Below are 24060 nucleotides of genomic sequence, written 5' to 3' on the forward strand. Positions count from 1 at the left end.
TAGAAATAAAAGTAATAAGTGGAAAAAAGAACTATCAATAGCATTAGCAGAGAATTTTCATCTGTTTGGAAATTGACAAATTATATTTGTTTAGGTATAATATCATGTTTATATGATTCTTTTTTTATAGAACAAATAAAATCTTTATACCAATTAGACAAAAAAACTTTTTGATTCATAGAAACAAAATAACTTTGTAAATGCTCTTCAAAACCTTCGCATTTTAAAAATTTGAACATACCCCATACATCAGTATCTTTATTTTCCATATTTTCTACTATATCTTGAAGATTAAAAAAAGGACCGTATACAGAATCATTACAAAGTATTAAATAGTTATAGTTTTTCAATATGTCATTTTCTTTAGCGTATAGATATCCTCTTTTATAAGATCCGAAATCATATTCTTCATGCCTTCCATTAATTATATGTATACAGTAACCAGATATTTTTTCTAATTCACTGTCAAGCATATTACAATCGGATACATAAATAATATCAGCTATTTTTTTTAATTCTTTTATATAATATACTACATAGTCATCTACAATATTATCTTTATCATATCCTGCAAATATAACTAATCTTTTTTTCATAATCATATCGTATTATTTTACTTAAGATGAATAATTTAATTCTATCCATTTTTTATATTCACCGCTTTTTACATCATATACCCATTCTTTATTATTTAAATACCAATCTATAGTTATATCAATAGCTGTATTAAAATCGTATTGTCTTTGCCAGCCTAATTCTTTTTTTATCTTTTCGCAATTAATAGCATATCTCCTGTCATGACCTGCTCTGTCTTTTACAAACTTTATTAATCTTTTATAATAATCTTTATCTTTATTCATTTTAGACGCTAATTTTTCACATAAAATATTTACCATATCAATATTTGTTATTTCATTTTCTCCCCCGATGTTATAAGTCTCACCTACTCTGCCCTTATACATAATATCTAATACCGCATTATTATGATCTTCAACAAATATCCAATCTCTTATATTCTTACCATCTCCATATACAGGCAAATCTTTTTCTTCAATAATATTTGATATCATAAGCGGTATTAATTTTTCAGGGAATTGATACGGTCCGTAATTATTGCTGCAGTTAGATATTGTAACAGGTAAATTATAAGTATGATAATATGCTTTTATAATATGATCGCTTGAAGCCTTTGAAGCAGAGTAAGGACTTCTAGGATCATACGCTGTTGTTTCATAAAAATAACCAGTATCTGCTAATGAACCGTAAACTTCATCTGTGCTTATATGGTGAAAAAGTTTTCCGTCTGAATTATCCTTCCATAAATTACGAGCAGCTTCTAATAATGTAAATGTACCGATAATATTAGTTTCAATAAAATCTTTAGGTCCGAATATTGAACGGTCAACATGACTTTCTGCGGCAAAATGCACTATACAGTCTGGTTTATACTTTTCAAATATGCTATTAACTTTTTTAGCATCGCAAATATTTACCCTCTCAAAGCAATATCTATCTTTATATTTGTTTTCTATATCTATTAAATTTTTTATATTACCAGCATAAGTTAGGGCATCTATATTTATTATTCTTACATTATAATTAGTTTTCTCAAAAATATATTTAATAAAATTAGTACCTATAAAACCGCATCCGCCAGTTACTAAAACAGTATCAAACTTTCTCATATATTCTCCATAATTATCTTATTAAATTAAATAAATAATTTCCATATTCCGTATTTTTTAACTTAAAAGCAATTTTATCAATATCTTCTTTATTAATCCATTTGTTATTATAAGCTATCTCCTCAAGACAGGCAATCTGCATACCTTCCACATTTTCAACTGATGACACAAACTCAGAAGCTCTTAATAAACTATCTCTAGTACCAGTATCAAGCCAAGCAAATCCTCTTCCCAATACTTCAACTTTTAATTTTTTATTTTCTAAATAAACCTTATTAACATCTGTTATTTCTAATTCTCCTCTGGGAGATGGTTTTATATTTTTAGCTATATTAATTACATCATTATCATAAAAATAAAGTCCAGTAACAGCATAAGGCGATTTTGGATTTTTAGGTTTTTCTTCTATTGAAACAGCATTATTATTTTCATCTATTTCTACAATACCGAAACGTTCATGGTCTTTAACTTTATAAGCAAATATAACAGCTCCGTCATTAATTTTAGAACTTCTTTCTAATATATGAGTAAAACTTTGACCGAAAAAGATATTATCTCCAAGTATCATAGAAACATTATCTTTACCTATAAAGTTTTCACCTATAATAAAAGCCTCAGCAAGTCCGTTAGGTTCTTTTTGTACAGCATATTCAATATTACAGCCCCATTGACTGCCGTCTTGCAATAATCTTTTAAAAAGAGGCGTATCATTTTCAGTTGAAATTAAAAGTATATCTCTAATTCCAGCAAGCATCAAAACAGACAAAGGATAATACACCATAGGTTTATCATATACAGGTAATAACTGTTTTGATATAGCTGTTGTCATAGGATAAAGCCTTGTACCGCTTCCTCCTGCTAACACTATTCCTTTCATAAAAACTCCTACAACTATTTATTTTTGTATATCTCAAAAAATTTATTTAAGCTATACTCATAATCACATATTTTAGCATATTTTCTAATTTTTTCTACAGATAAAACACTGTATTTTGGTCTTTGTGCTTTAGTAGGATATTCTTCGCTATTACATTGATTTACTATGCAGTTATTATTTATAATATTAAACTCTTTTCCTTTTTTATATATAGCTTTTGCAAAATCATACCAAGAAATATTACCATTATTAGTGTAATGATAAAGCCCATAATCAAAATTATTTTTATTTATTATATCAAAAACTGTTTCAGCTGCATCTAATGTATGCGTTGGAGACCCAAATTGATCATTAACCACTTTTATGCTATCTTTACTATTCATAAAATTTATCATGGTATATACAAAGTTTTTACCATATATACCATAAAGCCAAGATATTCTAATAACAATAGAATTTTCTAATGACAATGCATATTTTTCACCTTCTAGTTTGCTTTTACCATAAACATTAATAGGATTAGTTTTATCTTCTTCTGTATATGGTTTACTAGCTTCACCGTCAAATACATAATCAGTAGAAAAATGGATTAAATCAGCTTTAATATTTGATGATATTTCAGATATATTTTTAACTCCGTCTCTATTAACCTTATAACAAATATCTTTTTCATCTTCTGCTAAATCTACCTTAGTATAGGCAGAACAGTTAATAATAGTTTTTATATTTTTATCTTTTACAAAATCATTAAGTATATCTATATTAGTAATATCTATATCTGAAGCTGTTGCTATATATTCTACATTATTTTTATTAAACACATTAATTATATCATTAGCAAGCATTCCATTTTTACCGATAATCCAAATCATAAAAATTATTCTCCAATCCAAATACCATCTAATGAAAAATATTTTTTATTGTTATCGAAAGAAGGTAATTTTAAATCTTTATCAGAAACAATTATATTACTAATATCAGAAGTCCAATCAATATTAATAGTTTTATCATTATAAATTATACCGCCCTCATCTTCAGGGTGATAAAAGTCAGAACATTTATATGCAAAAACAGCAGTTTCACTTAAAACAATAAAACCATGAGCAAAACCTTTGGGAATAAAAAACTGTTTTTTATTTTCTTCTGTGAGTAATACTCCGTAATATTTACCAAAAGTCGGTGAATCATTTCTCAAATCAACTGCCACATCAAAAACTTCGCCTTCCAAAACCCTAACCAATTTAGCCTGACAGAATTTTTTCTGATAATGAAGTCCTCTTAATACATTTTTAGCAGATTTTGATTGATTGTCCTGAACAAATTTTTCTTTAATACCAGATTCGAAAAAATCTTTTTCACTATAAGTTTCTAAAAAATATCCTCTGCTGTCCCCAAAAACTCTAGGCTCTGCTATAAAAAGCCCATCTATATCTAATTTTTCAAAAGTAAACGGCATTTCACTTTATCCTACAATAGTTTATTTTATTATAATTTGTATAAAGAATAAATAAAAATTTAATAATATTCAATAATACAAAATAATTTTTTCTAAGTCTTAATTCTTAAAAAAATACAATATAACTATATTCATAATGTAGTTTTTATTATAAAAAAATATACATTTTAATATATAATTTAATAATATTAATTAAAACATTTATTCTCTAAACTGCAATGAATATAGATACTGGTACTTACCGCCTCTCTTCATTAATTCTTCATGTGTTCCAGACTCTATTATTTGACCATTTTCAACAACACATATATAAGTAGCATTTTTTATAGTAGAAAGTCTATGTGCTATAACAAATGTAGTCTGAAGATTAATAATCTCGTTTAAAGCTTTTTGAACATACATTTCGCTTTCTGTATCCAAGGCACTTGTAGCTTCATCAAGTATAAGTATAGAAGGTTTTTTTACCACTGCTCTTGCTAAAGCTATACGCTGACGCTGACCTCCAGATAACATTACACCTCTAGGTCCTATATGAGTATCATAACCATTAGGAAGTTTAAGAATAAACTCGTCAGCATGAGCTATTTTTGCCGCTCTCACCAATTCATCATCTGTTGCATTTGGATTGGCATACAAAATATTTTCTCTTACAGTACCGTAAAATAATATGTTTTCCTGTGATACAACACCTATCTGATTTCTTACACTTCTAGTATTTAATTCATTTATATCAATACCATCAAATCTTATAACTCCGCTGCTTGGAGTAAATAATTTAGGTATTAAACTTATAAGAGTAGTTTTACCGCCTCCAGAATTACCTACAAAAGCAACTACATCTCCTTTTTTTACATTAAAACTTATAGGACCTAAATGGAATGGATCACTGTCGCTTCTTCTAGGATATTCAAAATTGACATTTTCAAAAGTAATAGAATGTTCTATAGGTTTCATCTGTTTTTTAGTAGGATCATTAACATTTTCTGCAGGTAAATCTATAATTTCAAAAACTCTCATAGCTATCATTTTAGTCATTTGCAAATTAATAATTATACCAGATAAATCCCTTACAGGTGTAGATATATTAAGCATATAAAGTAAAAATCCCCATAAGAACTCAAAAGGCATTTCTCCTTTAAATATTAAAAATCCGCCATAAGCAAGTATTATAAGCATAGCGGCTATCATCACTAATTCTGTCATAGGTCTGTTTAATGAAGTAAGAAGACTTATTCTCCTCATTACATTTATTAACTCGCTATATAAACTTCTATACCTGCTTACTTCCTGATCCTCTTTAGAAAATATTTTTATAACTTCTATTCCTCTTATATCCTCCTGAATAACAGAAGTAGTACTTCCTAAAAAATTCTGCTGAGCAGATATTCTAGTTCTTATTAATTTTGAAACCTTATCTATACCCAAAGCTATTAGAGGAGCTGCCACAAAACAGGCTATAGTAAGTTTTACATTTAATATCAAAAGCATACATAGTGTAAGTATTAAAGTTAAAGGCACAGTTATCATATTAGGCAATGTACCAGATAAAAAACCTTCTATAGTACCAGATTCGTTAATAACTCTGCTCATTAAATCACCTTCTTTTTCCTGTTTAAAATATGCTATATCAGTATTAAGAAGACCTTTCATCATATCCGCACGTACATCTTTGCCTATTTCCTGAGCTGTAAAAGCAAAAAGAAAAGTTTTTACATAGTCAAAACCTACTCTAAATAAAACATAAATAAATCCTATTATAATAATAAATGTAAACTGTGCTATTATAACTGGATTTGCAATAGAGTCGGCAGTTAAAAACTGCTGTGCCAAATCTTTTGTATTTATATTACTAAACTTAGCTGTTAAGTCAGCAACAAATGGTATCTTATCTAAAATATCAACTCTTTTTCCTCCTGTTATAGCTATAGCCATCTGTCCGAAAAATGGAGGAAGTATATTTATTATTGTATAACCTATACTTAAAAGGAAAGAGGGTATAAATAATTTCTTATGCCTCATAGCGTAAGAAAACATTCTTTTATAAGGATGTTTTTCAGGATTAGAATAATATTTTTTTATATGCTCTCCAGTAACAGCACCATAATCAAAAGGCCTGTCATCTTTCTTAAAAAATTCTTTTATCTTTTTTATTAACATAAACTAATATCCTATTTTTAATATTTTGTAATTTTCTATAATAATTAATATTCTATTAAATTTTCACCATACTCCAAACGTAATTTTCTATCAGCCATATTAGCTATAGAAACTGAATGAGTAACTATTATTAAAGAAGCACTGCTCTGTTTTGTCATATTCCATAAAAGCTCTCTCACAAGCTCAGCATTTTTTTTATCTAGGTTTCCAGTAGGCTCATCAGCCAAAACAACGCTAGGCTTATTTATTAATGCCCTAGCTATAGCAACTCTCTGTGCCTCTCCGCCTGAAAGCTCCCCTATTCTATGATCCATTCTATCCTTTAAGCCTACAGTTTCAAGTAAATATTCAGCCTTTTGTTTTGCTTCTTTTTTATTATATTTAAGCATTAAAGAAGGTATCATAACATTTTCTAAAGCACTAAACTCTCCAAGCAAATTATGAAACTGAAATACATATCCAAGCGAACTATTTCTAAAATGTGCAAGCTGCCCTTCATTCATTTTGCCTATATTATTTCCTGCTATATTTATAATACCCTCTGTTATATTGTCTATTCCGCCTATTAGATTTAAAAGAGTAGTTTTTCCGCTTCCAGACTCTCCTGTTATAGCAAGTATTTCGTTTTTATATACCTGCAAATTTAAAGACTTTAATACCTCAACTTTGGGAGGACCAATATAAATTTTTTTCAAGTTTTCTATATTAATGATAATATCACTCATACCTTAATACCTCCGCAGGTTTATATCTGCTTGCGATATAAGCAGGTATTATAGCAAATAATACTGAAAGCAAAAATGAAATACAAGCTACCATTATAACCTGAGAAGCATGTATTATAGAAGGAAGTCCTCCGCTTACATAGTATATATCCGAAGGGAAAAAGTCTGGAACTATAGGTATTGATATATTAGAACTTATAGCAGACGGTATAAACCAAATAATATTAACTATTACCTGAAGTATTATTCTTATACCTTCCAAAGCCTCATTTACATAATTGGCAAGAAGTACCCCAAATATTACTCCAAGCACTGTACCTATTACACCTATTATAGCCCCTTCCAAAAAGAAAACTTTGGCAACATTTGAAGGTCTCAAACCTAATGTCTTTATTATAGCAATATCACGCCTTTTATCTTTTACAAATATTATCTGACTTGAAGCAATATTTAAAGCTGCTATTAATATGATAAAAGAAAGTATCAAAGCAAGCATCAATTTTTCAGTATGAAGTGCCTGAAAGAAATTTCTGTCAAAAAGCATCCAAGGCATAACATTATAAAACTCTTTTAAATCACTGTCTATCTGTTTGGCTACTTTATCAGCATCAAAAAAATTCTTTACCTTAACTGCCACACCAGTAACAGCATTATTATAGCCAACCATAGACTGACCTGCAGAAAGCGGCACTATGACCATTCTGCTGTCATATTCATAATATCCTGTTTTATATACCCCCTTAATTGTAAAAGTTGTTTTCTGAGGTTTAAATCCTCTATCAAAACTGCCCGAAGCAGAGATTATATCTATAGTATCTCCAACTGATAACCCATAATCTTTTGCCATCTCTGAACCTATTAATGCCTCATTAGTTTTCATATCTTTGTTATTGCCTTCAACAAAATTAAAATATTTTATGAAATCTTTATCAGTAGAAAATATATTATCTTCAAAAGCTCTTGCAGTAATTAAGACAGTAAAATTATAAGAACGCATTATGCAAGGAATCACTATATATGGATATGCACTGGTTATCTCTTTATTGTCCATTATATTATCAACAACATATTTATAATCGCTAAGAGCACCTTCATTATAAGAACTAATATTTATATGGGCACGCATGCCAAGTATTTTATCTCTAATATCGTCCTGAAAACCATTCATAACAGAAAGCACAGTAATCATTACCATGTCTCCAACTAATATACCAAGAACACATATAATCGTAATAACAGAAACAAACGAAAATTTTTTTTTGGCTCTCAAATATCTGATGCCAAGCATTAACTCTAATCTCAAAACATCTCCTTGTGCTTCATGATTAATATATTATATATTATATATAATAAATTTAAACCTATTTTCTTACTGTATGAAAAATTATTTTTTATAATAAAACTTGTATAAACTTTTAATAATGTTAAAATACATACACAAATTAACTTGGATATAAATTATGAGCGATAATATAAATAATGAAAATAAAAAAATAAAACAGCCTAAATTAAGCCTAAAAGAGAGATACAATGATGATTTTTTGGAAAAAGCAGAACTCAGAAGAAAAGCTCTGAAATATCAGAGAATGCATGTAGGTCAGATAAATAATAAAAGATTAGAACATATGCTTAAACTGCTTTACCAAGTTCATCAAAATTATTATTTCGGATACTTTGAAGCAAGCTGCACACTTGTTGGAAGTATGTTTGAACAATCGCTTATGATACTTTTAGAAGAAAAAATAGAAGAAAACGGATTTATTTCGATACAGAAATTTAATAATGGAAAAAAGTATGAAGAGAAAATAACAAATATAGAAGATTTGGCACAATGCAATATAGGAATGCTGATATCTATAGTAAACAATTATAAAATGCTTCCAAAAAATGAATATAATTTGGCAAAGACACTTCAATCTGTAAGAAACTGCGTAGTTCATGATATGCTTCCTCAATTTAATATAAATGGTAAATATTATGAAGCAGAATTAAAAATAAATTTAAGCTATAATACCACCAAGACTATACAAATACCAGTTGATGAAATAAACACTTATACAATAGGACAAAGCTCTATAGAGTTATGGTCATATTTTTTATTGACACGCACCAGAAAATTAATAGAGTTTTTATTCAAAGAAAGAGTAAAAAAATACCCTCCAGACTTTTTAAACTAAAAAGTATTATTTACTTGAAGCCTTAGTCTCCCAAGGAAATAAAAGCCAATTATCATGGTTAATATTTTTATAATTGTATCTAGGCTTTATTTTGCTTGTATGTTCTCTTACAAAAAGAGTTGCTATGTCAAATTTTTGGTCATCAAAATATTTTAGAGTTTCTCCAGTATCTGATATATCATCAACTATTAAAGCTGCCTTATTCTTTACTTTTAATCTCCAAACCTCTTCCATATTAAGAACCATAGGAATTTTAAGTCTATGTGAAAGCATAACAGCCGGAACTAATCCGCCTCTTGCCAAACCATAAATTACTTCATAATGTATTTTAGAATCTTCTATCTGCTTAGCCAAAATATCAATAGCTTCATCTATATCTGTCCAAGAAATTACATCATATTCCATATAAAAGCTCCTGTAAATTTAAGAACGCAAACTAATATTAAATCTAGTTTTTAGCATTTCAAGCAAAGATTTTTCGGCATTATTAATATCTTCTTCTCTTAATGTCTTATTAGGATCATAATACGTAATAGATATAGCTATAGACTGCTTGCCTTCTCCTACCTGTTCTCCTACATATCTGTCAACAACATCAACATTTTGTATAATATTATTAAATCTAGTTATCGATTTTATAACTTTATTAAACTCTATATTGTTATCACATACTAAAGCTAAATCTCTGAATACTGCAGGATATTTACCAATGTCTTTTAATTTTTGCTTTTTAACTCTTTCTTTAACAAGTTTTAAAGTTTTTCTAATATCAATATCCAAGAAATATACTTCTGTACTTATATCAAAAAGAGATAATAGTTTTGGGTGAAGTCTTCCTATTATACCTATTCTCTCACCAAATATCATTATTTCAGCGGACATTGTAGGCACAAACCATTTATGTTCTTTAGGTATCAAATTATAATCACTGCATTTCAAATCTTTAATCAAAAGTTCTTCAACAACACCGCTCATATCAAAGAAATCATAAGGTCTGGAATCTTTGTTCCATAATTTTTCCTGATAAAGCCCAAACATAACAGCGGAAAGATGCTTTTCTTCTGCAAAGTTATCATTCTCTTTATAGAATATATTTCCAACCTCAAATAAAGCTCCGTTTTTATGTCTATGATTCTGATTATAAGCAACACTATTTAAAAGAGATACCAAAGCAGTAGGTCTTAAAACGTCCATTTCGCTTGTAAGAGGATTAACAACTTTGATTAATTTTTCCTCTTCTATACCTATTGATTTAAATACATTACTGTCGCCCATAGAATACTGTTTAGTTTCATAAAGTCCGTAAGATGCCATTCTATGTTTTACAAAACTTACTTCTTTATAATCAGTTTTTATAGGATTACATTTTATATGAGGTACATTTGATTCTATATTATTATATCCGTAAACTCTGGCTATTTCCTCTATTAAGTCTTCAGCTATAGATAAATCATGTCTGTAGCAAGGTATTTCAACTTTTAAATTATTTTCACCAAGTGCAACTGCCTTAAAACCATATCTTTTAAATATGGAAGATATTTCCATTTTATTCATATTAAGACCTAAATATCTTTTTACAAGTCCGCAGTCAAATACTATAATAGTAGAGTCAAATTGTCTTACATTAAGTTCTTTAGACCTTGAAGCTATTTTACAGCCGTTATCCAAAGTAACTATTAAATCAACTACTCTATTTAAAGCTGCAAGAGTTAGTGTATGATCTATTTCTCTTTCAAATCTGTATGAAGCATCTGTTTTTGTATTTGTAATTATAGTAGACTTTTTAACCGCTATATGATCAAAATATGCACTTTCTATTAAAATAGTTTTAGTTTCAGCCTCTATTTTTGTAGAATCTCCGCCCATAACACCAGCAACACCTATAGGTTTTTCACTGTCTGCTATAACTAAAACTTCATCAGTAAGATCAACATCTCTTCCGTCAAGTAATTTTATTTTCTCTCCGTTTCTAGCATTTCTAACTATGATTTTACCGTCTTTAACTTTATCAAAATCATAAGCATGCAAAGGCTGACCATATTCCAGCATAACATAATTGGTAACATCTACTATATTATTGATAGGATTAATTCCGCACATTATAAGTCTTTTCTGCATCCAGTCTGGAGAAGGTCCGACTGTTATATCCTTTATAAGCCTGCCTACATATTTGTAGCAGCTTTCCTGATTTTCTACAGTTATATCAATATTTCCGCCTGCAGCATCATAAGTATTAACAGAAGGAATGCTTACTCTTCTTTCTAATACCAAAGAACATTCACGGGCAAAACCTATAATACTTACTAAATCCCCTCTGTTGGCAGTAATTTCTACATTAAATATATGATCTGTACTTCCCACTATTGTAGAAAGGGAATTTCCTAAAATGCTATCTTTATCAGCATTAACTTTTTCTATATCATCATCTAATATCCAAATACCATAAACACCTTCTATTTCTTCATATCCTAATTCAGATCTAGAACATATCATACCATTACTTTCAAAACCGCGTATAGAGGCCTTTTTTATGGTAAGCCCATTAGGAAGTTTAGCACCTATCATAGCAATAGGAACATATATGCCCTCTCTTACATTAGGAGCTCCGCATACTATTGAGAGTGTATCTCCATCTCCAACATCAACTTTACAAACACTTAATTTATCCGCATCAGGGTGTTTATGAACTGATATTATTTTACCAATTATAACACTAGGAATATCTCCGCCTGTTGTTTCTATTGATGAAATTTCACTTCCTGCAAGTGTTATTTTTTTGGCGATTTCTTCTACAGTAAAACCGTCTAAATTAACAAATTCTTTAAGCCAACTTAATGGAACTCTCATTATTATATCCTCTACTTAATTCACTTATAAATATATATTAAAAATGCTTAAAACATTAAATATTAATTACCATTGTTTTAAGAAATCTATATCATTTTCATAGAACATTCTTATATCGGTTATACCGTATTTAATCATAGCTACACGTTCTATACCCATTCCGAAAGCAAAGCCAGTATATTTAGTTATGTCATATCCAACATGTTTAAATACATTCGGGTGTATCATACCAGCTCCCATAAGCTCGAGCCAGCCTTCGCCGCCGCAAGTTTTACAGCCGCTGCCTCCGCATATTACACAAGTAGCACTCAAGTCGGCACCAGGTTCAACAAATGGGAAATAATCTGGTCTTAATCTTATCTGTGTTTTATCTCCGAACATCTTTTTACAGAATAATTCTAATATTCCTTTTAAATCATTAAAACTTATACCATTATCCACCATAATACCTTCTACTTGATGGAATACTGGAGAATGTTTTGAATCTATTGAATCTCTTCTTGCACATTTACCTGGGGAAACAACAGCTATAGGAGGAGGAGTTTCAAGCATAGTTCTTATCTGCATACCTGATGTATGAGTTCTTAGTACATTTTCTTTAGATATAAAGAATGAATCATGGTTGTCTCTTGAAGGGTGATAATAAGGGATATTTAAAGCTTCAAAATTATGAAAATCATCTTCTATTTCATTACCTTCAACTACTTTAAAACCTATTTCAGTTAAAATAGATACTATTTCTTCTTCTACTTTTGTAAGAAGATTAACGCTTGCTGCTTTAGGTCTTCTGCCAGGCATAGTAATATCTATTTTATTTTTTTCCAAAGATGAAAGGAATTCTCTTTCTGAAATTTCATTCTTCTTTTCAGATAAAGCATTTTCACAATAATTTTTTATTTCATTAATCTTTTTTCCAAATTCTTTTTTTTCCTCTATACTTTCTATAGAAGATAAACTTTTTAAAAGATCTGTAATTTTTCCTTTACGTCCAAGATAATGAATTCTTATGTCATCTATTTCTGCCTGAGTATTAGCATTTTCTATGCTGTTTTTTAAAAAACTGTAAAGCTCCTCTAAATTATCCATTGTTTTTCCCTAAACTAAAATTAACTATTATATTATAATATAACATAAAATTATTTTCAATACAATAAAATACTATAATAAATTAGTGAAAATTATAGAAAATAATTTACACAATTTTTTTAATATTTTCAATAAGAATTCTAATCTTTTCTAAAATATTTTCCTTAATATCGTTAAAAACATTGTAATATATAACATTTTTTACGTCTTTTTAAAAATTTAATGGTATTTTCACATATACAATTAAAATATATTATTAAAATCATTTCATAATTAATTTTTTATTTTGCATATATAGCCTCACAACTATAAAAACTACATCATGTTTGAACAAATAATATGAGTTTGCAAGTTTCAATTATAAAATATTAAAAATTTAAATAGTGTAAATATTTATTATTCAAGTTATAAAATAAGTATATTGATTTTTATAATAGACTTGTTTCAAAAGTACTTGACAAATAATTTTAATAGTTTATTGTTTTATGCTAAATTATATAATATTAATTATCATGCAAATCGTATGTTTTCTTTTTGCTTCTTTGGGTCACCAAAAGAAGTGGGGGTGCGGGGGCTAGTCCCCGCAATTATAAATAAAAATAGTTTTGAAACAAGTCTAATAATAAAATTTTTTTTAAATAAATTCAAAAAAAATATGGAATTATTACAAATACATAAATAACATTCTTTAAATTAATATGTTTTATATATTAAGGAAGTGATAAAATAATAATGATTTTGCAGATTTAAGAACATACCGATAATCATAAAAACAATATAAGCATATTTTTTAACAAATAATAAATAAAAAAATAATAAAAAAACGGGAAATATTAATAATTTACGTATTATATAATGGAAGATGCTATGGGAGATAATAAAAAAACTGGAGACAATCAAAAAAAATTAGAGGAAAGAATAATGGAATATTTTACAGATATTTTTAAACAAAAGAATATGACAAAGAAAAATTTAACTATGTTCGATAAAATAATAATAGATTCTTCAAACAGTAATGACAATAAATCATTTCTCGATGAAAAATGTTCCATTATCAAAAATATCACACATGATTACCTAGATAAATATTTAGAAATAAAAAATATTATATGTTTTTCAATACCTAATGATAATTTCATATTACATGAAGACTATGGTGAGTGTGAAGAAGATGATAATAAAGTTGTAGGATTTAGTAAAAATTATACCAATGAAAGAACTATAAAATTAAATTATGTTGACAGCAATTTGCCTGCATATTTAACTTTTGATAATTCTAAAGTATATATTACTGGAAATACAGAAAATATAGAAAATATTACTTCAGATTTGCTTATAGTTAACTTAAAAGACAAAGAAAAGTTAAAATTATGCACATTTAATGGTTCTTTATTTTCAAACTATAATCATGAAAATATTTTTTATGAAAAAAATAAAATTTTTTTAATAAAAAAGTCTACTTCTTAAAAAAATTACGTATTTATATATGTACTAATAATATATTTTTATTTATAAAATTAAACTATTTTTAGAAAATTACAAATAAAGGTTATTTATGAATCACCCTATAACTATATATATTTCAGATTTACAAAAAAGTGCAGATAAAAGAAAAGCACTTGAAAGTTTATCTTTTATGATTAATCATTTAAGAAGAATATATCCTAAAAGATTAATAAAATTGCATACAAGTTTATATACAGATTTGGAAATTGCAATAGCAAAATTGGCTGCTGAATATCAAATAGTTATAGAAATAATAACACAAAATATTATAAATAAAAATAATGAAGATATAGAATATATATTAAAAAGAGCAAATTCAAGTTTTATTATTAATGAAGATATTTCTAATCAGGAATTAATATCATTAATATCGCATAAAACGGATATATCTATATTCATATGCGACAGTAATGTAAACATAAACAGCTATATAAAAAATAATCCTAAAAAAGATTATAATATACCTGTATTATCATTTCAAAATTATTATGATACACCTTTCTCATTAACTATAGATTTAAATAAAGATATAAATGAAATAGAAGATTACCTTTTGAATAATATTAACAGCGATAAATGTTCAAAAGTAATAGGAGAAAAAATACCTAAAAAAGCATCATATTTAAGTATGACTGTAGCTTGGGTTTTATCATTTCTTTTTGTATCTGTACTTGGAATTTTTGCTTGGAAAGAGTTTTGTTTAAAAGAATACGGAGAAAATATAAGCATATTTACAGCATTTTATAAAACTTTGCAGATATTTCAATTAGAAGCTAGTTTTGATATGGAAGAACTGCCTCCTCTATTAAACTTGGTAAGATTTCTTGCTCCTATAACATTAGCAGGTGCTTTATTTCAAGTTCTAAAAAATCTTTTTTCTGATTTAATAACCAGAACTATTATATCAATATTTTTTAAAAAACATACCATTATATGCGGCTGCAATGTAAAATCATTATGTGTACTAAATGGAATGTCCAAAGATAAAAAAATAGTGCTTATATGCAATGAAAATGAAATTAATACAAAAGATATATTTAATAAGAATGTAATAAAACTTAAAGGAGATTATACTCAGGCTTCTACTCTATTTAATGCTGGAATATTAAAATGCAGTGAAGTATTTTGCATTTCTGAATATGATGATAAAAATATAGAAACTATGAATATAGCCTCAAAAATAATAAGAACATATAAAATAAATCATACTATAGAATTAGTAGTAGATATAGAAGATAATAATAAATATAAAAATTATGAAAAAATACTTCCAGTTTCATACAGTAAAGACCCTGTTTATGTACGTTTTTCATCATTCAAAAAGAATGCTATACGTTTCTTTATTGATAAAATTTCAAAATACTCTGTAATACGAAATATTAATATTAATGAAGGAAATGCCCCTATTATACTTATATTTGGAATTAATGATAATGTTATAGATGTAATAAGAGAGCTTATTCTCCTTGTTGTAGGAAAAGACAGCAATATTAACCTCATATTTGTAGATAAAAATCAGGAGTTTTATAATAATGTACTTATAAACAAACTTCCGGAATTAAGCCGAATTGCATCGCTTCACTTTTTGGATTATCCTTCTTTTATTAATAATGAAATACCTGATAATATAGCTTCTTTACTTAGCAGATTATCTTCCTGCCTAATTTATGCAGATAACGAAGAAAACTCATTAAATTGGGCTATTGAAACAAGACAAATACTATTCAAAAATTTATCTATAAAAGATGAACCTAATATATTTGTATTTTTAGATTCAAATACAAATATATTAGAAACTAATCCAGACCTTTATAATAAATACTATAAAATAGGAATAGAAATTTTCCCATCTATAAACTATCTTTCATCTATAGATTATTCGCTTCAGTATAATGATTTGGATACTATAGCACAAAAAATATACTCCGAATACTGCAAAATGCCTACTGCAAATAATAACGGAGCTTGGAATAATATATCAGAAGGTGAGAAAAATGATAATAGATATGCCGCAAGATTTTTAGCTATAAAACTTGATTATTTGGGATTATCAATATTGGATTTTAATGATAAAAGAAAGCATGCAAATTTGAAAGATATAAAAAATATAGATTTACTAGCCAGATTAGAACATAAAAGATGGTATGTATCAAAAATATTATCAGGTTTTGACAGTATAGGCTCTGATTATCCTAAAGAAACTTTATCATTTATTAAATCACATATGAGACTTCACAATCTATTAGTACCATTTGAAGAGCTATCTGATGAGGAATTATATAAAGATTCTATGGGGCTTATAGATATACCTATAACAATCAATAATGATGAATATGAAATGATTATAAAAAATTTAGATGCTAAAGATAGAGAGTTTGTGAATGAACATTATATTTTGGAGGATAACAATACAAAAAACAGAAGTTTATCAGGAAGTTTTATTCTTAATTATGAACTTATTGATAAAATGAGAGACCTTCTTCTTAATAACAGAGAGTTAGGCTCTTTTATAAAATATAAAATAGGTAAAAGTTATTAATTATGTGGGAAATAATTGACTTAATCGATTCCATTGACAGAAATTATAAAAACTATATAAGCAGAGTGTATTCAAAAATAGGCAACTACGAAGACTCTAAAGATATTATGCAGGAAATCTATGTGGAATTGTTAAACAAAATAGGAAGCGGTTTTGAAAAAGAAGGCTATGATCTAATAGACGGATATATATACATAATGATCAACTCTAGGGTAATTGATTATATCAGAAAGAAAAAGAGTAAAATGAAGAAAAAATACAAACTGCAAGGATTGAATGATGAGCTTCTTAATTTAGTAATACCTGATGATGAGATAAATGATTTATATCAAGAATACAAAGAAGGACTATTTTTATTTCTTGAAGCTATTACAAAACAAAGTATGGATACTATATGCCAAGAATGTAATATGTGCGATCAAAGACTTTCAAATCTTATAGAGGTAAAGAATAAAAAATCACAATTAATAGAAGATAGTTTTATTATATATAAAGAGTATGTATTCTCTTTTCTTGATAAGGACTTAAAACAAAAAGATATAAAAACAAAATATAATATATCAGGTCATATTTTGGATAAAATAAAATCAGCATATAATAATAAAATAAAAGACTGTATAAAAAAACTTACTAATAAAAGCATATAAAAATAAAATATCTTGGTATAATAACATGATAAACAAAGAAGTAATTTATAATTATGATGTATTCATAAGCTACAGACATCTTGATGAAGAATGGGCTAAATGGCTTTTAGAATCTCTTGAAACTTGGAAAGTACCTAAAGAACTAGTAAAAAAAGGTTTCCCTGAAAGAATAGGAAGAGTATTCAGAGATGAAGAAGAATTATCTACAAGCTCTAATCTAACTAAAAGTATAGAAAAAGTATTAATTCAGTCAAAATATTTAGTAGTTATTTGCTCGAAAGAAACTCAAAAATCTAAGTGGGTAGAAGCTGAAATAAAAATATTCAAAGAATTAGGACGCTCTGATAGAATAATTGTACTGCTTATAGACGGTGAAGAATCTATAAGTGAAGAATTGAGATATATAGATACTGATAAAAAAATACCATTAAATCCGATAATTGCTGATGTAAGAGATAAAGAAAATCAAAAAGAAACAAAACAAAAAGCATTGATTCAAATATTATCATGCGTTTTGGCATGTGATTTTAAAGAACTAATTGAAAAAGAAAAAACAAGAGAAAAAATAATATTAATAAATAAAATAACTGTATTATTATCTATCATAATTGTTTTTATATCTTCTATAATTATTATATGGAAACATAATAAAGTAAAATTGTCATATTATAATGATTTTGTATATCAGTACGGAGTACCTAAAGGAATAGGAAAATTAACAAAAAAACAATATTTACAAAGATCAAGTACTTATGTATTTGAACATCAAAAAGGTATTTTAAAACGTGTAAAAAGAGTAAACAGTTACGGCATATTAGATAAAAATTATAATATAAGTATATGGATACCAGAAATAGATTCTAAAGGAAATATAAAAAGAATTGTATGCAAAGATCATAATAATAAAATAGTAATGATAAAAGAATACAGTTCGGATTTAAAAATAATTACATTAAAAAATGAATTTAATTTACCATTCATATTTAATGGAAATTCTACTGTAAGATATAAAGCAGAATATGATGAAAATGGTTATATAACAAATGAACTTTATTATAAAGATTCATGGAATACTCCTATATCAGACAAAAATGGTTTTTACGGCAAACAATATGAGGTTGATGAAAGCGGAGTTATTACAGCTGAATACGGAATTAATTCCAACGGAAATATTATTCCTAATAAAGAAGGGATATATAAAATAAAATACACATACGATGATAATTATAATCTTATAAAAGAAGAAATATTAAATCAAAATGATAATTTAATTTATATATCTGGATATAATTACGGATATTCATATATAATAAGAGATTATGACATAAACGGCAACCTAATAAAAAAATCATACTTCAATGAAAATAAACAAAGAATATTAAAAGATAATGATAAACCTTCATGTGTAGTTTACAATATAGACCGCAGAGGAAACACTACAAATATAATAAATTATGATGAAAACGGCAGATTATTTTTAGATATAAATTATGACAAAATACAATATCATACCTGCAGTATGTTATATGATAATAGAGGAAATGTTATAGAGACTTCTTTTTATAATTTAAATAATGACACATATATTTCTCCTATAAGTTCAAGTAAATACAAAATAATATATGATGACAACAATAACATAATTGAAAAAAGTTATTATGATAAAGATAATAATTTGGTAAACTGCTTTAACAAATACTCTATTTTAAAGATGAAATACGATTCGAATTATAACCTTATAGAAGAAAGCTATTATAACACTAATAATGAACCTACGGTATACAGGAATAATAATTATCATAAAATAGAATATAAATATGATGATTTTGATAATCTTGTAGAAAAAAAATATTTTGATATTTACGGAAAATTGGTAGTACTAAATAAATACGGCAATGAAGGATATGAAATAAAAATAAACTATGATAAAAGAGACAATGTTATAGAAGAAAGTTATAATGATCAAAACGGAAAACTTATTCTCAATAATAACAAATACGCACTAAAAAAAATAGAATACAATGAAATAGGATTAAAAACTGAAGAAAGCTATTACGGTACAAATAATGAGGCAGTTCTTTTTTTTAAACAGTCGTATTATATAGGAAAAGATGCTTACACATACCATAAAATAAAATATAAATATGATGATTTAGGAAATAATATAGAAATTTCCTATTATGATACAAATGATAAATTAATCATAACAGAATTAGAAAAAGACTCTATGTTTATCAATACAGCCAAAATAAAATATGAATATTCAAATTTTAATCTTACAAAAGAATCTTATTACGGAACAAATAATGAACCAATAAATGCCAGCAGTAATTTAGGTATAATCAAATATGAATACACAGATTACAAATCCGTTACAAACTTAATAAAAGATGAAACTATAAAAATAAAAAATATTATAAAAACTTCATTTTACGATAAAGATGAAAAACCTATACTTAATAAATATAATTATCATACAAAATACATAGGAAATGATAATGACAGCGAAATAAATGTATACTGCGGAACTAACAATGAATTAATTATAAATAATGAAGGTAATATAGCCTACTCTATAGAAAATACATATTATGACAGCAATAATTATAGAGTAAGAACTTTAAGAACATTCGGTACTAATAATGAACCTGTTATTTATAATAATCATTGCTTTAAATTCGTAACAAAATATTTCGGAAATTATGATATAGCAGAAAGTGAATGCTACGGAACAAACAATGAACCTATATTAGGCAGAAACGGATATTTCAGGTATGAAGGTATATACGATGATAATTATAATCTTGTATCATACAGATTGTACGGCACTAATAATCAATTAATCTTATTTAAAAACAACTATGCCAGAGTAGATTATAAATATGATAAAAACAACAGAAAAATATCTGCAAAATACTATGGAACTAATGAAAAACCTATTATAAATATATGGGGTTATGCCTCTTATAAAATAGTTTATGACAGTAAAGAAAATGCTGTTACTAACTACTATGATGATAAAGGAAAGGAAATAAGTATTATTGATTAAATTTTTTATTATGCTATAATCCTAATTATATACAACAAACAAAATATTTTTTTATTTATTTATAATATGACAGATAGAGAAATAATTTATAATTATGATGTATTTATAAGCTACAGACATCTTAGTAGTGATAAGAAATGGGCTAAATGGCTGCTAGAATCTCTTGAAACTTGGAGAGCTCCTAAAGAATTAATAAAAAAAGGATTTCCTCAAAGAATAGGAAGAGTATTCAGAGATGAAGAAGAATTATCTACAAGCTCTAATCTAAGTAAAAGTATAGAAAAAGCATTAATACATTCTAAATATTTAGTTGTTATATGTTCCAAAGATACAGCACAGTCTGTTTGGGTAGAACGCGAAATAAAAATATTTAAAGAACTTGGAAGGTTCGATAGAATAATAGTTCTGCTTATAGACGGCGAGCCTAACAAATCATTTAATAAAGAATTAACTTTTATAGAAGAAAATGGTGCTATAAAAGAAACAGAACCGTTTTATGCTGATGTTAGAAATAATAAATTTCAAAAAGATAAAGAAATTAAGCAAACAGCATTAATAAAAATATTATCTTGTATTCTATCATACAGTTTTGATTATTTGATGGATATAGAAAAATCGAGATATAAAAAGAAATTAAAAAATAGTATACTTGCTTTATTATCATTATTGATAATTTTATCTTCGGTTTCATTTTTTATATGGGATTATAACAGAATAAAAACTGAATACTATAATACCTTTGTATATCAGTACGGCATTCCAAAAGGTATTGGAAAATTAACCAAAAAACAATATTTGAAGCGTAATGTAAGCTATGTATTTGAAAGCAAAAGAGGTATATTAAAACAAGTAAAAAGAGTTAATAGTTACGGAAGATTGAGAGATGATAGGCAAAACTTTAATATAAGCGTATGGATACCAAATATAGATATAAACGGAGAAGCAAAAAGAGTAATATGCAAGGATCATAATGATAGAATAGTTATGATCAGAGAGTACAGTTCTAATTTAAAAATAATAGAATTTAAAAATGAATTTAATCTGCCTTTTATTGCATCAGGCAATGAGATAATAAGATATGAAGTAGAATACAATAAAAACGGATATGTAACTAATGAACTTTATTACAGAGATTTATGGAATACTCCTATTGCAAATAAGGACGGATTTTACGGAAAAATATATGAAGTGGATAAGAACGGAGCTGTTACTGCTGAATATGGTATAAACTCAGATGGAGACATAGAAGAAAATATATACGGAATGTTTAAATTACAGCTAAGCTATGACAGTAAATACAATCTGATAAAAGAGGAGTTTTTTGACAATAATAACAACTTAATTTATATAGGAGATCATTACGGATATTCATATATAGAAAAAGAATATGATAAAAACGGCAATTTGATAAAAAAATCTTTCTTCAATGAAAACAAACAAAGCATATTATCCAACTATTTCGGAAGTGCCTCTATTGTTTATAATCCAAACAATAAAGGAAATATTACAAATATAATTAGCTATGATGAAAATGGAAAATTGTTTTTAATTCCTTATATAATTGATAATTTCATCACATACTGCATACATACAATGAAATACGATAATAACGGCAATATTATAGAAGGTGCGTTCTATGATGTTAATACCAATAAATATATTACAGGTGAAATATATCATAAATACAGAAGAAAATACGATGATAATGATAATTTGATAGAAGAAAGCTATTATGATAAAAATGATAATTTAATAATATGCGACAGTAATTACTCTATCTATAAAAGAAAATACGATGAAAATTATAATCTGATAGAAGAAAGTTACTATGATGAAAATGGTAAACCTACTATTCAGGAGGAGCATTATCATTTAGCAGAATATAAATATGATAAATACAATCAAATTACAAATAAAAAATATTATGGTCCAAGCAATAAATTGGTACTTGGATTTTACGGATTTAATTCTAAATTTGCAGATACAAGAATAAAATACGACAGAATAGGAAATGTTATAGAAGAAAGATATTATGATGATTTCAATAATCTTATATTAAACTCTAAAAATTACGCTGTAAGAAAAATAAATTATAATGATAAAGGTCTCAAGATAGATGAAAGTTTCTACGGAACAAATGAAGAACTTATTCTTATAACAGATACATATGATTTTTTTTAATACCAATAAATACCAATCTGGAATGCATAAAATAAGATATGAATATGATTCTAAAGGAAATATAACAGAAAAATATTTTTATGGTACAGACGGAAAACCAATAATATCGAAAATAGACGGCTCCCATATAGCTACATATAATATGTGGGAAATTATTTATATTAACGCTGCTAAAATAAAATATGAGTATTCAAATTCTATGCTCATTAAAGAATCATATTACGGAATTAACGACGAGCCTATAAATGCATATAATAATCTGGGAACTGTAAAATATGATTATTTAAATTATATTGATGTTACAAATTTTATAAAATACAACACTATCAGCAATTTAAGTATAATAAAAACTTCATATTATGATAAATACCTAAATCCTATAATCTTAGATGAGATGAATTATCATACTAAATATGAAGGCTCTAACTATAATAATGAAGTTTATATTTTCTGTGATACTAATGATAAACTTACTATCAATTTTCAAAAAAAAGCATATGTAATTACATACTATCTGAAAGAAGGAACAAGAACCAGAGTTACAAAAACTTTCGGTACAAATAATGAACCTATACTTAATTATGAAAATTATTTTAAACAGATAGTAAGATTTAATGACAAATACTATATATGCTCCATTGAAAATTATGGAATTAATGAAGAACCAATTATAGGAAGCAAAGGATATTTTATTATGACGAATACTTATGATGAAAATGTAAATTGGGTAACGCAGGAACTTCATGGTACAAATAATGATCTTGTACTTTCAAAAAAATTAAACTATTCAGTACTGCATTTAGAATACGATGAAGATAATAAAAATACAGCAGCATTTTATTATGGTACAAACAGAAAACCTACTATGATTAATTTAGGATATTCCAGCATAAGAATATATTATGATGAATACGGAAATACTGCTACAAACTATTATGACGATAAAGGAAATCAAATATATCCTTATAAATAATATTTCATTCTATACTATAATATAAATAAAAAAACAGGTACAATAAAAATCATATTATACACATAATAAATCATATTATAAACATAATGATATATTTTATCATATAGTTTATATTGCCTAAATTTACAATTATGATATAATTAAATCAATTCTAT

At 26.5% G+C, this 24060-nt stretch carries 18 protein-coding genes; 7 read left to right on the forward strand and 11 right to left on the reverse strand.

Annotated features, from left to right (window positions below):
- Nucleotides 1-80: 80 nt before the first annotated feature.
- The 8 genes from Q1X91_RS07725 to Q1X91_RS07760 form a co-directional block, all read right to left on the reverse strand.
- Nucleotides 81-596 (reverse strand): rhamnan synthesis F family protein, encoded by a 516-nt coding sequence (locus tag Q1X91_RS07725; protein ID WP_300755437.1) that lies wholly within the window; start codon nt 594-596, stop codon nt 81-83.
- A 21-nt stretch (nt 597-617) separates the two neighbouring features.
- Nucleotides 618-1685, reverse strand: coding sequence for a dTDP-glucose 4,6-dehydratase (gene rfbB, locus Q1X91_RS07730; RefSeq protein WP_300755439.1), 1068 nt, complete (start codon nt 1683-1685; stop codon nt 618-620).
- Between the two features lie 13 nt (nt 1686-1698).
- Entirely contained in the window at nt 1699-2562 is an 864-nt protein-coding gene (gene rfbA, locus Q1X91_RS07735) for a glucose-1-phosphate thymidylyltransferase RfbA (protein WP_300755441.1), read from the reverse strand.
- Nucleotides 2563-2576: 14 nt separating this feature from the next.
- On the reverse strand, nt 2577-3434 hold the full coding sequence (rfbD, locus tag Q1X91_RS07740) for a dTDP-4-dehydrorhamnose reductase (protein WP_300755442.1): 858 nt from the start codon (nt 3432-3434) through the stop codon (nt 2577-2579).
- Nucleotides 3435-3439: 5 nt separating this feature from the next.
- Nucleotides 3440-4018, reverse strand: a complete 579-nt coding sequence (rfbC, locus tag Q1X91_RS07745) for a dTDP-4-dehydrorhamnose 3,5-epimerase (RefSeq protein WP_300755444.1) — start codon at nt 4016-4018, stop codon at nt 3440-3442.
- Between the two features lie 201 nt (nt 4019-4219).
- Entirely contained in the window at nt 4220-6175 is a 1956-nt protein-coding gene (locus Q1X91_RS07750) for an ABC transporter ATP-binding protein (protein WP_300755446.1), read from the reverse strand.
- Between the two features lie 44 nt (nt 6176-6219).
- Nucleotides 6220-6900 carry an ABC transporter ATP-binding protein gene (locus tag Q1X91_RS07755; protein WP_300755448.1) on the reverse strand — a complete coding sequence of 227 codons (681 nt, stop codon included), beginning with the start codon at nt 6898-6900 and terminating at the stop codon, nt 6220-6222.
- Nucleotides 6893-8188: an ABC transporter permease gene (locus Q1X91_RS07760; RefSeq protein WP_300755484.1), complete on the reverse strand. Its 1296-nt coding sequence runs from the start codon at nt 8186-8188 to the stop codon at nt 6893-6895. Before Q1X91_RS07760 ends, Q1X91_RS07755 begins: the two co-directional genes overlap by 8 nt.
- A gap of 172 nt (nt 8189-8360) precedes the next feature.
- On the opposite strand from Q1X91_RS07760, the gene Q1X91_RS07765 reads away from it, so the two are divergent.
- Entirely contained in the window at nt 8361-9077 is a 717-nt protein-coding gene (locus Q1X91_RS07765; RefSeq protein WP_300755450.1) for a hypothetical protein, read from the forward strand.
- Nucleotides 9078-9083: 6 nt separating this feature from the next.
- Here Q1X91_RS07765 and Q1X91_RS07770 read toward each other — a convergent pair whose 3' ends face one another.
- The 3 genes from Q1X91_RS07770 to pheS all read right to left on the reverse strand — a co-directional run bounded on the left by Q1X91_RS07770 (nt 9084) and on the right by pheS (nt 13010).
- Nucleotides 9084-9482 carry a phosphoribosyltransferase gene (locus Q1X91_RS07770; protein ID WP_300755451.1) on the reverse strand — a complete coding sequence of 133 codons (399 nt, stop codon included), beginning with the start codon at nt 9480-9482 and terminating at the stop codon, nt 9084-9086.
- Between the two features lie 18 nt (nt 9483-9500).
- A complete protein-coding gene (gene pheT / locus Q1X91_RS07775) occupies nt 9501-11924 on the reverse strand; it encodes a phenylalanine--tRNA ligase subunit beta (protein ID WP_300755453.1) in 2424 nt (807 codons plus the stop codon).
- A gap of 66 nt (nt 11925-11990) precedes the next feature.
- Nucleotides 11991-13010 (reverse strand): phenylalanine--tRNA ligase subunit alpha, encoded by a 1020-nt coding sequence (gene pheS / locus Q1X91_RS07780; protein WP_300755455.1) that lies wholly within the window; start codon nt 13008-13010, stop codon nt 11991-11993.
- Between the two features lie 867 nt (nt 13011-13877).
- Here pheS and Q1X91_RS07785 point away from each other — a divergent pair.
- The 6 genes from Q1X91_RS07785 to Q1X91_RS07810 all read left to right on the forward strand — a co-directional run bounded on the left by Q1X91_RS07785 (nt 13878) and on the right by Q1X91_RS07810 (nt 23905).
- Entirely contained in the window at nt 13878-14477 is a 600-nt protein-coding gene (locus Q1X91_RS07785; protein ID WP_300755456.1) for a hypothetical protein, read from the forward strand.
- Between the two features lie 88 nt (nt 14478-14565).
- Nucleotides 14566-17055: an NAD-binding protein gene (locus Q1X91_RS07790; protein WP_300755458.1), complete on the forward strand. Its 2490-nt coding sequence runs from the start codon at nt 14566-14568 to the stop codon at nt 17053-17055.
- A gap of 2 nt (nt 17056-17057) precedes the next feature.
- A complete protein-coding gene (locus tag Q1X91_RS07795) occupies nt 17058-17702 on the forward strand; it encodes a sigma factor (protein WP_300755460.1) in 645 nt (214 codons plus the stop codon).
- A gap of 25 nt (nt 17703-17727) precedes the next feature.
- Nucleotides 17728-20751: a toll/interleukin-1 receptor domain-containing protein gene (locus Q1X91_RS07800; protein ID WP_300755461.1), complete on the forward strand. Its 3024-nt coding sequence runs from the start codon at nt 17728-17730 to the stop codon at nt 20749-20751.
- A 66-nt stretch (nt 20752-20817) separates the two neighbouring features.
- The gene (locus tag Q1X91_RS07805) at nt 20818-22932 is read left to right on the forward strand and encodes a toll/interleukin-1 receptor domain-containing protein (RefSeq protein WP_300755463.1); all 2115 of its coding nucleotides are present in this window, start codon (nt 20818-20820) and stop codon (nt 22930-22932) included.
- Nucleotides 22919-23905, forward strand: a complete 987-nt coding sequence (locus tag Q1X91_RS07810; protein WP_300755465.1) for a hypothetical protein — start codon at nt 22919-22921, stop codon at nt 23903-23905. Before Q1X91_RS07805 ends, Q1X91_RS07810 begins: the two co-directional genes overlap by 14 nt.
- Nucleotides 23906-24060: the final 155 nt, after the last annotated feature.

Origin of the sequence: uncultured Brachyspira sp., assembly GCF_949287625.1 — a bacterium.
Taxonomy (GTDB): domain Bacteria; phylum Spirochaetota; class Brachyspiria; order Brachyspirales; family Brachyspiraceae; genus Brachyspira.